Source organism: Micromonospora sp. WMMD714 (assembly GCF_029581315.1).
In the GTDB taxonomy this organism is placed as follows: Bacteria; Actinomycetota; Actinomycetes; order Mycobacteriales; family Micromonosporaceae; genus Micromonospora; species Micromonospora rifamycinica.
Window position 1 is genome coordinate 2,690,050 of the sequence record NZ_CP120744.1, and the last position, 13,418, is coordinate 2,703,467.

General features: G+C 73.6%; 10 protein-coding genes. 7 read left to right on the forward strand and 3 right to left on the reverse strand.

Annotated features, from left to right (window positions below):
- Positions 1 to 445: 445 nt before the first annotated feature.
- Positions 446 to 1,366: an AraC family transcriptional regulator gene (locus O7625_RS12105; RefSeq protein WP_282345928.1), complete on the reverse strand. Its 921-nt coding sequence runs from the start codon at positions 1,364 to 1,366 to the stop codon at positions 446 to 448.
- Between the two features lie 136 nt (positions 1,367 to 1,502).
- Here O7625_RS12105 and mfd point away from each other — a divergent pair, with 136 nt between their 5' ends.
- The 4 genes from mfd (at position 1,503) to O7625_RS12125 (ending at position 8,851) form a co-directional block, all read left to right on the forward strand.
- Positions 1,503 to 5,150 (forward strand): transcription-repair coupling factor, encoded by a 3,648-nt coding sequence (gene mfd, locus O7625_RS12110; protein WP_282345929.1) that lies wholly within the window; start codon positions 1,503 to 1,505, stop codon positions 5,148 to 5,150.
- 165 nt (positions 5,151 to 5,315) lie between these two features.
- Positions 5,316 to 6,101 (forward strand): hypothetical protein, encoded by a 786-nt coding sequence (locus tag O7625_RS12115; RefSeq protein ID WP_067302936.1) that lies wholly within the window; start codon positions 5,316 to 5,318, stop codon positions 6,099 to 6,101.
- Positions 6,098 to 7,081 carry a nucleoside triphosphate pyrophosphohydrolase gene (locus tag O7625_RS12120; RefSeq protein WP_282346921.1) on the forward strand — a complete coding sequence of 328 codons (984 nt, stop codon included), beginning with the start codon at positions 6,098 to 6,100 and terminating at the stop codon, positions 7,079 to 7,081. The genes O7625_RS12115 and O7625_RS12120 overlap by 4 nt, the downstream gene beginning before the upstream one ends.
- Before the next feature lie 150 nt (positions 7,082 to 7,231).
- Positions 7,232 to 8,851 carry a DUF885 domain-containing protein gene (locus O7625_RS12125; RefSeq protein WP_282345930.1) on the forward strand — a complete coding sequence of 540 codons (1,620 nt, stop codon included), beginning with the start codon at positions 7,232 to 7,234 and terminating at the stop codon, positions 8,849 to 8,851.
- 133 nt (positions 8,852 to 8,984) lie between these two features.
- Here the strand turns inward: O7625_RS12125 and O7625_RS12130 are convergent, their stop codons facing one another.
- Both O7625_RS12130 and O7625_RS12135 read right to left on the reverse strand, forming a co-directional pair.
- Positions 8,985 to 9,983 (reverse strand): NUDIX domain-containing protein, encoded by a 999-nt coding sequence (locus O7625_RS12130; protein ID WP_282345932.1) that lies wholly within the window; start codon positions 9,981 to 9,983, stop codon positions 8,985 to 8,987.
- Positions 9,980 to 10,672, reverse strand: a complete 693-nt coding sequence (locus tag O7625_RS12135; RefSeq protein ID WP_282345934.1) for a hypothetical protein — start codon at positions 10,670 to 10,672, stop codon at positions 9,980 to 9,982. Before O7625_RS12135 ends, O7625_RS12130 begins: the two co-directional genes overlap by 4 nt.
- Before the next feature lie 220 nt (positions 10,673 to 10,892).
- Here O7625_RS12135 and eno point away from each other — a divergent pair, with 220 nt between their 5' ends.
- Genes eno through O7625_RS12150 form a run of 3 tightly spaced genes read left to right on the forward strand, consistent with a single transcriptional unit; the run spans position 10,893 to position 13,417 of the window.
- The gene (gene eno, locus O7625_RS12140) at positions 10,893 to 12,176 is read left to right on the forward strand and encodes a phosphopyruvate hydratase (RefSeq protein ID WP_282345935.1); all 1,284 of its coding nucleotides are present in this window, start codon (positions 10,893 to 10,895) and stop codon (positions 12,174 to 12,176) included.
- A 31-nt stretch (positions 12,177 to 12,207) separates the two neighbouring features.
- Positions 12,208 to 12,822: a septum formation initiator family protein gene (locus O7625_RS12145; RefSeq protein WP_282345936.1), complete on the forward strand. Its 615-nt coding sequence runs from the start codon at positions 12,208 to 12,210 to the stop codon at positions 12,820 to 12,822.
- 37 nt (positions 12,823 to 12,859) lie between these two features.
- A complete protein-coding gene (locus tag O7625_RS12150; protein ID WP_067302931.1) occupies positions 12,860 to 13,417 on the forward strand; it encodes a DUF501 domain-containing protein in 558 nt (185 codons plus the stop codon).
- Position 13,418 lies beyond the last annotated feature (1 nt).

Consider the following 13,418-nt stretch of genomic DNA (forward strand, 5'->3'; position numbering starts at 1 on the left):
CCGAGCCGCCTGAGCACCCGTCGACCCGCCTGGCCGGCTGTCGGACCGCCATGATCGACGCCGGATCGGCGGGTGGGCGGCTGCTCAGCCGTCGACCGTGGCGAAGGCGCGGACCGGGAACGTGCCCATGCTGGCCACCCGGGGCGGGGCGGCGGTGAACCGGAAACCGGTCGGGGCAGCTCGCCTCACCGCACCGTGCCCGGCGTACCCGGTCAAGATCCGCCGGACGGGCCGGCGTGGGCGGAGAAGGGCGAAGGTGCCGTGCAGGGACTGCACGGCACCTTCGGGGTTGCCGCGAGGTGGGCCACCCGGTGCCCGGCAGGGGGTGTCGGGCACCCCCGTACGGGCCCGCATACCCCCGTCCGGCCGCCTGTCCGGTGACCGTTCCGGGCTGATGCGATCAATCCTCGCCTTCGGGGTGGTCTTCGTTCTTGTAGAAATTTGCTCAGATTTGCGGTCGGTCGGCGGCCGGTCGCTTCGGGACGAGCAACTTGCGCAGCCGGGCCGGCGGATGGCCGACCTGTTCCCGGACCACCCGGGTCAGGTGCGACTGGTCGGTGAAGCCGTAGTCGCTGGCCAGCCGGCCCAGCGGCGGACCATCCGGCTCGGCGAGGGTGTCCAGCACCGCCCGGACCCGTAGCCGGTTGCGGTAGGCGGTGAGGCTGCTGCCGGTGACCCGCTGGAAGACCCGGCTGAGGTGGTACGGCGAGGCACCCACCGTACGGGCGACCTCGGCGAGGCCCAGGGTGAAGTCCGAGGTGGCCAGCACCTCGCGGGCCCGGTCGGCGAGCTGCCGGTGAGCGGCCAACGTCGCCGGCCGCCGCCGTACCGCGCGGTCGATCTCGGCCCCTTCGTCGTCCCCGGCCAGGGCGCTGTGCTGGAGCAACCGGCCGAGGAACCGGTGCAGCCGCTCGGCCATCTCGAACCGGTCCAGACCACGCAGGGACTCCGCCACCAGTAACCGGTGCGCCAGGTCCAGGGAGGCGTCCGAGTGGCCGTCCCAGCCGGACCGATCGAGCCAACGGGCCCCGTCCGGCCGGTCCGCCAGCACCTCCGGGTCGATCTCCAGGCAGGTGAACGAGTCGCCGCAGCCGTACGGGTGCGCCGCCGACTGCTCGTCACCGGGCCGGGTGATCACCAACGAGGTGGGGTCGACGAGCACCGACCGGCCGTTGATCCGGTATTGGGACGCGCCGGAGCGGCCCAGCACCACCTTGTACGTCTTGTCGGCGACCGTCTCACTCCAGTCGGGGTTCTCGACCATGCACTGGCCCTCGTAGACGAGGATCCCGTCCGGGTGGCCGAGCACCCGCCAGCGGGCGGGCGTGGTCTTGCGGCGCGGATCGCTGCCGGTTCCCTCGGGCATTCGGTTCCCCCAGGCACTCGCCGACCAGCATGGCGGCCGATCGTCTCCGATAAGAGATAGTGTCGAATCCGTAGACCCCCCGTCCAGACCGGGCGAGGGGTGATCGTCGTGTGCCATCCGCGGGAAGTGATCACGCATGCTCACCGGACTGTTCGCCGCCGCCCTGGCCGATCCCGGGCTGGCCAGGGCGCGTGACCTGGCCCGCTCCGGCGCCGCCCAGATCGACGGCTTGGACCTGACCGCCCCGGCCGCGCTGCGCCCGTTCGCGGTCGCCGCCGTCGCCGCCGACGAGCCGGCCGGTGGGGCGGGCCGCCCGGTGCTCGCGGTGACCGCGACCAGCCGGGAGGCCGACGACCTCGCCTCCGCGCTGGGCAGCCTGCTCCCGCCGGAGCAGGTGGCGGTCTTCCCGTCCTGGGAGACGCTGCCGCACGAACGGCTCTCGCCCCGCTCCGACACGGTCGGCCGACGGCTGGCCGTGCTGCGCCGGCTCGCGCACCCGGGGTCCGCCGACGCGCACGGCCGCACCGGCCCGCTGCGGGTCGTGGTGGCACCCGTGCGCTCACTGCTCCAGCCGCAGCTCAAGCGGCTCGGTGACCTGGAGCCGGTGCAGCTCGCCGCCGGCGAGGAGGCGGATCTCGAAGAGGTCGCCCGGCAGCTCACCGACCTGGCGTACGCCCGGGTGGACCTGGTCACCAAGCGCGGCGAGTTCGCCGTCCGGGGCGGCATCCTGGACGTCTTCCCGCCCACCGACGAGCACCCGTCGCGGGTCGAGTTCTGGGGCGACGAGGTGGAGGAGATCCGCACCTTCGCCGTCGCCGACCAGCGGACCATCGAGGGGGTGCCGATGCTCTGGGCACCACCCTGCCGGGAGCTGCTGCTCACCCCGGGGGTGCGGGAACGGGCCGCCGTCCTCGGGCGGGAGCACCCCGAGCTGGCCGAGATCCTCGACAAGCTGGCCGAGGGCATCCCGGTCGAGGGGATGGAGTCGCTGGTGCCGGCGCTGCTCGGCAGCGAGAGCCTGGAGCTGCTGGTCGATACCATGCCGGCCGGCACCCACGTGCTGCTCTGCGATCCGGAGCGGATCCGCACCCGGGCGCACGACCTGGTGCGTACCTCGGCGGAGTTCCTCCAGGCGAGCTGGGCCGCGGCCGCCGTCGGTGGCCAGGCCCCGGTCGACCTCGGCGCCGCCGCCTTCAAGTCCCTGGCCGAGGTACGCGCCACCGCCCGCGCCCTGCGCCAGCCGTGGTGGACGCTGGCCCCGTTCGGGCTGGTCGAGGCGGACACCGCCGCCCCCGCCCGGCAGCCCTGGGAGGACGCGCCGGCCGAGGTCGACGTGACCCCCGACGACGCGATCGCGGTCACCCTGGCCGCCCAGCCGGCCCCGCTCTACCACGGTGAGACCGGCCGGGTGGTCGACGACATCAAGCGCTGGACCGGTGAGGGCTGGTCGGTCGCGTTGGTCTTCGAGGGGCACGGCCCCGCCCAGCGGGCCGTCGAGGTGCTCCGCGACGCGGGCCTGGGCGCCCGGCTCACCGAGCAGGTGCCGGCCGCGCCCGCCCCCGGCGAGGTGCTGGTCTCCTGCGGCTGCCTGAGCGCCGGCTTCGTCGATGAGACGTCGAGGTTCGTGCTGCTCACCGGCAACGACGTCAGCGGCAGCCGGGGCAGCTCCACCCGGGACATGCGCAAGATGCCGAGCCGGCGGCGCAACACCATCGACCCGCTGGAGCTGAAGGCCGGCGACTTCGTCGTGCACGAGCAGCACGGCATCGGCCGGTACGTCGAGCTGGTGCAGCGCACCGTGAACGGCGCGTCCCGGGAGTACCTGGTCATCGAGTACGCGGCGAGCAAGCGCGGCCAGCCCGGCGACCGGCTGTTCGTCCCCACCGACCAGCTCGACCAGCTCTCCCGGTACGTCGGCGGCGAGCAGCCCACCCTGCACAAGATGGGCGGCTCGGACTGGCAGAAGTCCAAGGCCCGCGCCCGCAAGGCGGTCAAGGAGATCGCCGCCCAGCTGATCCAGCTCTACGCCGCCCGGAAAGCGTCCAAGGGGCACGCGTTCGCCCCGGACTCCCCGTGGCAGCGGGAGCTGGAGGACGCCTTCCCGTGGCAGGAGACGCCCGACCAGCTGGCCGCCATCGAGGAGGTCAAGCGGGACATGGAGCAGACCGTCCCGATGGACCGGCTGATCTGCGGCGACGTCGGGTACGGCAAGACCGAGATCGCGGTCCGGGCGGCGTTCAAGGCGGTGCAGGACGGCAAGCAGGTGGCGGTACTGGTGCCGACGACGCTGCTGGTGCAGCAGCACTACAACACGTTCGCCGAGCGGATGAACCAGTTCCCGGTGACCATCCGGCAGCTCTCCCGGTTCCAGACCGCCAAGGAGAGCGAGCGGACGCTGGAGATGGTCGCCGACGGCACCGTCGACATCGTCATCGGCACCCACCGGCTGCTCCAGACGGCCACCCGGTTCAAGCAACTCGGCATGGTGGTCATCGACGAGGAGCAGCGCTTCGGCGTCGAGCACAAGGAGCACCTCAAGACGCTGCGCGCCTCGGTCGACGTGCTGAGCATGTCGGCCACCCCGATCCCGAGGACGCTGGAGATGGCGATCACCGGCATCCGGGAGATGTCGACCATCGCCACCCCGCCGGAGGAGCGGCACCCGGTGCTGACCTTCGTCGGGGCGTACGACGACCGGCAGGTGGCCGCGTCCATCCACCGGGAGCTGCTCCGCGACGGGCAGGTGTTCTACCTGCACAACCGGGTCGAGTCGATCGACCGGACGGCGCGGAAGCTGCGCGAGCTGGTGCCCGAGGCGCGGGTGGCGGTGGCGCACGGGCAGATGGGCGAGGAGGCCCTGGAGAAGGTGATGGTCGGCTTCTGGGAGAAGGAGTTCGACGTCCTGGTCTGCACCACCATCGTGGAGTCCGGTATCGACATCCCGAACGCCAACACCCTGATCGTGGAGCGGGCCGACCTGCTCGGCCTGGCCCAGCTGCACCAGATCCGGGGCCGGGTGGGCCGGGGCCGGGAGCGGGCGTACGCCTACTTCCTCTACCCGCCGGAGAAGCCGCTCACCGAGCACGCGCACGAGCGGCTGGCCACCATCGCCCAGCACACGGAGCTGGGCGCGGGCATGTACGTGGCGATGAAGGACCTGGAGATCCGGGGGGCCGGCAACCTGCTCGGCGGCGAGCAGTCCGGGCATATCGAGGGTGTCGGTTTCGACCTGTACGTCCGGATGGTCGGTGAGGCGGTGTCGGCGTTCAAGGGGGAGAGCACCGAGTCCGACGACCTGGCGGCCGATGTCCGCATCGATCTTCCGATCGACGCGCACCTGCCGCTCGACTACGTCGGGGTGGAGCGGCTGCGGCTGGAGATGTACCGCAAGCTGGCCGAGGCGCGCGACGAGGAGCGGCTGCGCGAGGTGGTGGCCGAGATGACCGACCGGTACGGCGAGCCGCCCGCCCCGGTGCAGAACCTGGTCGCGGTGGCCCGGTTCCGGCTGCTGGCCCGCCGTTACGGCCTGACCGACGTCAGCATGCAGGGCAGGCACCTGCGGTTCGGGCCGCTGCCGCTGCCCGACTCGAAGCAGCTGCGGCTCAAGCGCTACCACCCGGATTCGGTCTACAAGGCGGCCACCGACCAGGTCAGTGTGCCCCGGCCGAGCACCCGCCGGATCGGCGGTGAGCCGCTGCGTGACCAGGCGCTGCTGGAGTGGTGCGGCCAGCTCCTCGCCGACGTCCTCGGTGAGCCGGCCCCGCTGGCCGGAGCGCGGGCGTGAACGGTCGCGGCCGTCCGCCGGCACGGCGCGTGGGCGTGGGTGGTCGAGTCGGCCGTCCGGCGGCACGTCGACGCGCCGGGGCCGGGTGGCGCGACGCCCGGTTGGGGGCGCAGCTCCCGGTGGGCGGCGTCACCGTACCCGGGCAGGCATGAGAGAGTGACCGTCATGCGTGCACGCCGTCTCATCGCCGCCGCCAGCGTCGCGGCTCTGGGTGTCCTCTCCCTCTCCGCCTGCGGCAAGGCATCTCCGGATGTGGCCGCATACATCGGCGACAGTCGTTACTCGGTGGCCCGGGTGGACGCGATCTACTCCGACGCGCAGGCCAAGTACGCGGACGCGGTCCGCCAGGGCGCGGCCCAGGCCGGGCAGACCCCCGGCCCCGAGCAGCTGCGGGCCAGGGTGACCCGGCAGGACGTGGTGAACCTGCTGGTCAGCATCGACCTGGGTAAGCGGGTCGCGGCCGAGAAGAACCTCCAGGTGCCCGACCAGATCACCCCGGACCAGCTGGCCGAGCAGCTCCAGATCCCGCCGCAGGCGGAGTACGTGCAGCTCTGGGGCGAGTGGGCCGACCTGTTCGCCGTGCTCAGCCAGCAGCTCCCTCCGGCCGACCTGAGCGACGAGTCGGTGATGGCGGTCTACCACGCGATCGAGAAGACCGGCGGCATCGACAAGGGGCTGCCGGTGGCCCAGGTGCGGCAGCTCTTCGGTGACGGCGGTTTCGTCCGCAGCGCCTCCGCGTTGAGCGCCGCGCTGGGGGAGCAGGCCGACACGGTGGACGTCGAGGTCAACCCCCGGTACCGGCCGCTCGGCGTCCCCGCCTGGGTCAACAAGGGCCAGGAGCTGGTCTTCTACGCGCTGCCCTACATCGACGCCAGCGGCCCGGTGACCGACGTGTCGACCCCCGAGCCGGTCGGCAGCCCGACCCCGGCGCAGGGGCCGGTGGCCTCCTGAGCACGTCCCACCGGATCGTCCTGCTGGTCACCTCGCCCCGGTTGCCGGCGGGGCTGCTGACCGCCGCCGCCTGGGACACGCTCCGCTCCGCGCCGGTGCTGACCGGCGCGGAGAGCGCCCAGGTCACGGCGGTACGCGCGGCGGGTGTCGAGGTCACGGTGGTGTCCGGCGGGGCGACCGACGCGGTGCTGGCCGCCGCGGCGACCCACGGTACGGCGGTGTGGCTGGCCGGTCCGGCCGGTGACGCGACCCTGGCCCGGGAGCTGGGCCTGCGGCTGGCCCGCCAACCGGGGCTGGCCGAGCTGGAGCTGATGTACGGCTCGTGGGATCCGCCGGGAGCCCGGCTGCTCGACGCGGTGGAGGTGATGGACCGGCTCGCCTCCCCGGGCGGTGACCCGTGGAAGCGGGCGCAGACGCACCGCAGCCTCGCCGGTTTCCTGATCGAGGAGTGCTACGAGGCGTACGACGCGATCAACGACGATGACACCGACGCGCTCCGCGAGGAGCTGGGTGACGTGCTGCTCCAGGTGCTGCTGCACGCCCGTCTCGCGGAGGAGCTGCCCGAGGGCGAGCGGTGGAACGTCGACGACGTGGCCGGTGCCCTGGTCGACAAGATGGTCCGCCGTAATCCGCACGTCTTCGCCGGTGCCGAGGCGACCTCCCTGGCGGAGATCGAGGCCAACTGGGAGCGGATCAAGCAGGCCGAGAAGGCCCGCACGTCGGTGCTGGACGGCGTCGCGCTGAGCCAGCCGGCCCTTTCCCTGGCCGCCAAGGTGCTGGACCGGGCGGGCCGGGCCGGGCTGACCGTCCCGCTCCCCACCCCCGACGCCCAGTCCGACCCGGAATCCCGCCTCGGCGCGACCCTGCTCGCCCTGGTCGCTCAGGCCCGCCAGGCCCACCTGGACCCGGAGGCCGCCCTCCGCAAGACCACCCTCGCCCTCCCCCTCCCCACCCTCCCTCCACCCGCTTCGTCGAGTTGATCAAGAGGTTCACGTCAGGCCCGCGCGGTTTCCTGGCGTAAACCTCTTGATCACCGGGGCGGGACCGGGCGGGGCCGGACCGGGGCGAGGCCGGGTGGGGCCGGGGCCGGGCGGGACCGGGGCCGGGCCGGGGGCGGGTAGGGTCGGTGGGTGGGGTTCTTTGTGCCGCTCGCGGAGCGGATCGTCGATGCGGTGCTGGAGAGCCGGCCGGGGTTGGCCACCTCCAGCGGTGACCACCGGTTCGACGATCGGCTGCCCGATCTCTCCGGGCCGGCGGTGGCAGCGGACCAGGCGATGCTGAAGGAGGCCGCCGACGCGCTCGCCGAGGTCGACGCGGACTCCCTCGACGTCGAGGAGCAGGTCGACCACGCGCTGCTCAGCGCCCTGGTCGACCGGGAACTGTTCGAGCTGAGCGAGATCCGGGCCTACGAGTGGGATCCGCTGGCGCACAATCCCGGCCCGCTGCTGCACGCCCTCCTCGCCCGGCCGTACGCCCCGGTGGAGGAGCGGCTGGCCCACCTGGCCGGGCGCCTGACGGCCGTACCCGATGCGCTGGCGACCGCGCGGGCGACGCTGCGCGACATGCCCCGGATCCACGCCGAGACGGCGGTCGGGCAGTTCGCCGGCACCGCCGCGCTGATCCGCGACGAGGTGCCGCTGCTGCTCGCCCGGGCACCCGCGCTCGACGGCACGGTCGGGCCGGCGGCGCGGGCGGCGACCGCCGCGCTGGACGAGTTCGTCGGCTGGCTGCGCGCCGGGCTGGCCGCCGACGCCGGGCCGGGCCGCGACCCCCGGCTGGGCCGCCGCCGCTGGGAGGCCCGGCTCTGGCACACCCTCGACACCGAGCTGGGCGCGGCCGAGGTGCAGCGTCGCGCCTGGGACAACCTGGACCGGGTCACCGCCGAGATCCGCGCGGCGGCCGTCGAGCTGGTCGGTGGCCCGGCCGACGACGAGACGGTACGCCGGGCGCTCGACCTGCTGGCCGCCGAGCACCCCGACGACCACTCCATCGTGGACCTCGCCTCGGTCAGCCTCGACGAGGCCGCCGAGTTCGTCCGCGTGCACGACCTGGTCAGCCTGGTCGACGATCCGTGCGTGATCCAGGAGATGCCGGAGTTCGCCCGGGGCGTCGCGGTGGCGTACTGCGACTCGCCCGGCCCGTTGGAGCCGGCCGACCTGCCCACCTTCTACTGCATCGCGCCGACCCCGGCGGACTGGCCGGCGCACCGGGTCGAGTCGTTCTATCGGGAGTACAACGACCACATGATCCGCAACCTGACCGTGCACGAGGCGATGCCGGGGCACTTCCTCCAACTCGCCCACGCCCGCCGGTACGCCGGTCCCACCCGGGTCCGGGCGCTGACCGAGTCGGGGGTGTTCATCGAGGGGTGGGCGGTCTACACCGAGGAGCTGATGGCCGGCCTCGGCTTCGGTGGCCTGCCGGTCCGCCTCCAGCAGCTCAAGATGCAGCTGCGGATGACCATCAACGCGCTGCTCGACCAGCTGGTGCACTGCGACCAGATGACCGAGGCGGACGCGCTGGCGCTGATGACCGGGCGCGGTTTCCAGGAGGAGGGCGAGGCGGCCGGCAAGTGGCGGCGGGCGCTGCTCACCTCGACGCAGCTCTCCACCTACTTCGTCGGCTACAGCGAGATGGCCGACGTCGCCGCGTCCCGTCCGGCCGGGGTGCCGGTGCGGGAGTGGCACGACGCGATGCTCGCCCACGACTGCCCGCCCCCACGCCACCTGCGCACCCTGCTCGGCATCTGACCCGCCCGGCAGCGGCCCGCCGCCGGATCGCCGGCCGTCGGGTGCGCCGCCGCGGAACGGTCGGGCCGGTGCGGTGCGGCCCGGCCGGGAACCACCCGGTTCCGGCCGGATCGGCACGGAGCGGCGGTGCGGGTCAGGGCCGGGCGCGGGCGGCGACGGCGTCGATCAGCCAGCGGGAGATCGAGTACGCCGGTGGCAGCTCCGCCGGCAGCGCGTCCACCGGGAACCAGCGGGCCCGGACCAGCTCCCGCCCGTCCACCACCGGCTCGGCAGCGGGATCGGCGACGGTGGCGGTGAAGCCGGCGAGCAGCACCCCCGGCCCGGAGATCGCCCAGGGCTGGCTGCCGAAGTAGTCGATCGTGCCGAGGTCCAGCGAGACCTCCTCGTGCACCTCCCGACGGACCGCCGTCTCCAGCGACTCGCCGGCCTCCACGAAGCCGGCGACCAGCGCCCACAGCTCAGTCGGCCCGGACGCGTGCCGGACCAGCAGCAGCTCGGTGGGGCCGCCGGCCGGGCCGGGCCGGGTGATCGCGGTGAGCACCGCCGGGGAGAGCCGCAGCGGCACGTACAGGCCGCAGTCGGGGCAGCGGCGGGCCGTCTCGCCCGGCACGTCGGCCAGCGCCGCCCGGCAGGCCCCGCACCAGCGGTGGGTACGCCGCCAGGTGGCCACGGCCACCGCCCGCCCGGCGATCGTGGCGACCGGCTCGGGCAGCTCGGCGGCGAGCGCCCGCCAACTCCGCCACCGGCCGACCGGTCGTGGGCCACCGGCCGGATCCCCGTTCCCGGCCGGCTCCCCACCACCCGCCGTCGTGCGGACCTCGGTCGTGGTCCCGCCGCCGGCCGACCGGTCCGGGGCGAGGGCTCGGCCCGGCTCGACCGTCTCCGTCAGCCAGGCCGGCACACCGTCGAGCGTGCCCAGCGGCACCCACCCGGTCCCGGTCGGCAGCGCGCCGACCCGGGGCAGGCCGCCGTCGGGGGTGGTGAGCAGCCGGGTACCGGCCACCACCAGGCCCAGGTCGTCCGGTGCGGGGCCGGCCGGGCCCGTCGCGTCGTGGACGTCCTCCGGCGACGCCCCCTGCGGGCCGGCGTCGCCGGTCGTGGGCGTGGGACGTGCGGGCGGGGGAACGGTCACGGCTTCGTCGGCCGGCGGTCCGTCACCCCGGCCCCGGCGGGCAGGTCGAACGCCGTCGGCGTCACCGAGTCGGTGTAACGGTCCAGGGTCAGCTCGACCGCTCGGCCGTCGAGCGTCCCGGTGAAGCTGCCCAGCACGCCCTCGCTGGTGACGCAGGCGTCGAAGTCCCCGGCGTCGCGGCGGACCTCGACGCAGCTGGCGTGGTGCCCGGTGATCGTGGTGTCGGTCTGCTTGACCTGGGCGCGCGGGTCCAGCGCGGCCTCGGTGAGCAGCCCGATGACGGCGGGCGGGGTGACCAGCCCGACCTTGCGGGCCTCGGTGAAGAGCGGGACGGCGGCCTTGCCGGACATCAGCACGGGCGGCACGACCGTGCAGGCGGTCCGCCCGGCGGTGGTCTCGCACCGGGTGATGGCCTGTTCGGAAACGGTGATCTTGCCGGCCGTCCAGGTGTACGCGGAACGGGCCGGCTCCTTCTCCTGGGCGATGGTGATCGTCCGGTCGCCGGGGAGCCGGTACTCGGCGGTCCACGTTTGGGCCAGTGACTCGTCGAGCCGGGCGGCGAGGTCGTTGACCAGATCGGACCGGCCGAGGGTGCGTCCGGCGTCGTCCAGGGCCTGACAGCCGGTGACGGTGAGCAACGCGATGACCGGCACGGCGAGCACGCGGAGGGTGGTCGAGACGGCGGGCATGGCGACCAGCGTGGTCGATCGGGTCCACCGGGCGCAAACCGGTTGCCGGTTGAGCGGCGAGAATCCGGGAATGTCCGTCTCGCCGGGCCGATCGGGGGCGGGTCACGTGTCCCCGGCCGCCGTGCGCCGGGATGCGGCCCGATACGCTGCGTTCAACATCTGCCCCAGCCGCACCGTCGCGGCCCATACCGGATTCGCACAACGAACGAGGAGCGACTCAGTGGCAACCATCGAGGGAATCGTCGCCCGGGAGATTCTCGACTCGCGGGGCAACCCGACGGTCGAGGTCGAGGTAGGGCTGGACGACGGTACGATCGCCCGCGCCGCCGTACCCTCCGGCGCCTCCACCGGCGCCTTCGAGGCGGTCGAACTGCGCGACGGTGACAAGGGCCGCTACCTGGGCAAGGGTGTCGAGAACGCGGTCGCCAACATCGAGGACAAGATCGTCGACCAGCTGATCGGCTTCGAGGCCAGCGAGCAGCGGCTGATCGACCAGAAGATGCTCGACCTCGACGGCTCCGACAACAAGGGCACGCTGGGCGCGAACGCCATCCTCGGGGTCTCGCTGGCGGTGGCCAAGGCGGCGGCCGGCAGCGCCGAGCTGAGCCTGTTCCGCTACCTGGGCGGCCCGAACGCCCACCTGCTGCCGGTGCCGATGATGAACATCCTCAACGGTGGGGCGCACGCCGACTCGAACGTCGACGTGCAGGAATTCATGATCGCCCCGATCGGGGCGCCCAGCTTCCGGGAGGCGCTGCGCTCCGGTGCCGAGGTCTACCACGCGCTGAAGTCGGTGCTCAAGAAGAAGGACCTCTCCACCGGCCTGGGTGACGAGGGTGGCTTCGCCCCCAACCTGCCCAGCAACGCCGCCGCGCTGGACCTGATCGCCGAGGCCGTCGAGAAGGCCGGCTACCGGCTGGGCACCGACATCGTCTTCGCCCTCGACGTGGCCGCCACCGAGTTCTTCGACAACGGCACCTACACCTTCGAGAGCGCCGCCAAGAGCGCCGAGGAGATGAGCAACTACTACACGAAGCTCATCGGCGACTACCCGATCGTCTCCATCGAGGACCCGCTGGCCGAGGACGACTGGAGCGGCTGGGCGACCCTCACCGCCGCTGTCGGCGACCGGATCCAGATCGTCGGCGACGACCTGTTCGTCACCAACCCGCAGCGCATCGCGCGGGGCATCGCCGAGAAGTCCGCCAACGCGGTGCTCGTCAAGGTCAACCAGATCGGTTCGCTGACCGAGACCCTGGACGCCGTGGACCTGGCCCACCGGGCCGGCTTCAAGTGCATGATGAGCCACCGCTCCGGCGAGACCGAGGACACCACCATCGCCGACCTGGCCGTCGCCACCGGCTGCGGCCAGATCAAGACCGGTGCCCCCGCCCGTTCCGACCGGGTCGCCAAGTACAACCAGCTGCTGCGGATCGAGGAGGAGCTGGCCGACGCGGCGCGGTACGCCGGTGCCGGCGCGTTCCCGCGTTACCGTTCGGCCTGAGCCAGGCGAACCTCGGGGGAGGGGTGTGACGATGCAGCAGCGCCGCACACCGGGTGGCCAACGCCCGGCCCGCCGACCGACCGGTCGGCCGGGCGCGGGCCGGACGCCGCTGCGCGACAGCGGGGTCCGCGCCGCGCCGCGGGCCACCACGGCCCGGTTGCGCAGCGCCGACGGGGTACGTTCGGCGAACCGTCCGGCGGCGGCCCGCCGGACGGCGGCCGGCGGCACCATCCGGCGGCTCACCGCACCCCACCCCCGACGGTTCACCGGGCGGGCCACCGTCCTGTTCGCGGTGCTGCTGGCGCTCGCCCTGGCGTACACCTATCCGGTCCGGGTCTATCTCGACCAGCAGGTCGACATCGAGCGGATGGAGGCCAGCCAGGCCGCCCAGCGCGAGCAGATCGCCGAGCTGTCGGCCCAGGCGGCGAAGTGGCAGGATCCCGAATACATCAAGATCAAGGCGCGGGAACGGTTCTACATGGTGGCGCCGGGCGAGACCCCGGTGATCGTGCTCAACGACGCGGACGGCGCGGCCCTGGACGCCAACGGGGGCCGACCGCCCGCCCCACCGAAGACCCCCGACCCCTGGTACGACACCCTGTGGTCGAGCGTCCGGGCGGCGAACGGCGACGCCTCGGACGAGTGAGCAGCAGCACCCGCGTACCGAACGAGAGATGGGCACCGTGACTGTCGTACCACCGCAGGAGCCGGCGGCGGACTCCGTACCCCCGCCGGAGCACCAGCCGGCCACCGAGGCCGACCTGGCCGCGGTGGCCGCGCAGCTCGGACGCCCGCCCCGCGGCACCCGGGCGGTGGCCCACCGCTGCCCGTGCGGCCTGCCCGACGTGGTCGAGACCACCCCCCGGCTCGCCGACGGCACCCCCTTCCCGACGCTGTTCTACCTGACCTGCCCCCGGGCCACGGCGGCGTGCAGCCGGCTGGAGTCGGCCGGGCTGATGAAGGAGATGGCCGAGCGGCTCGCCGAGGACCCGGAGCTGGCCGACCGGTACCGGGCCGCGCACGAGGACTACCTGGCCCGCCGGGCGGCGATCGGCGAGGTCCCGGAGATCGCCGGCATCTCCGCCGGGGGGATGCCCGGCCGGGTGAAGTGCCTGCACGTGCACCTGGGCCACGCGCTCGGGGCCGGGCCCGGCGTCAACCCGTTCGGCGACGAGACGCTCGCCCTGGTGGAGAAGTGGTGGACCGCCGGGCCGTGCGTGGACGTGCCGGCGGCGCAGTGAG

Bases quoted from the DNA above. Each gene is read 5' to 3' on its own strand.
- O7625_RS12115 (WP_067302936.1), top strand. From the start codon at position 5,316: ATGCGTGCACGCCGTCTCATCGCCGCCGCCAGCGTCGCGGCTCTGGGT.
- O7625_RS12105 (WP_282345928.1), bottom strand. From the start codon at position 1,366: ATGCCCGAGGGAACCGGCAGCGATCCGCGCCGCAAGACCACGCCCGCC.
- O7625_RS12145 (WP_282345936.1), top strand. From the start codon at position 12,208: ATGCAGCAGCGCCGCACACCGGGTGGCCAACGCCCGGCCCGCCGACCG.
- mfd (WP_282345929.1), top strand. From the start codon at position 1,503: ATGCTCACCGGACTGTTCGCCGCCGCCCTGGCCGATCCCGGGCTGGCC.
- O7625_RS12135 (WP_282345934.1), bottom strand. From the start codon at position 10,672: ATGCCCGCCGTCTCGACCACCCTCCGCGTGCTCGCCGTGCCGGTCATC.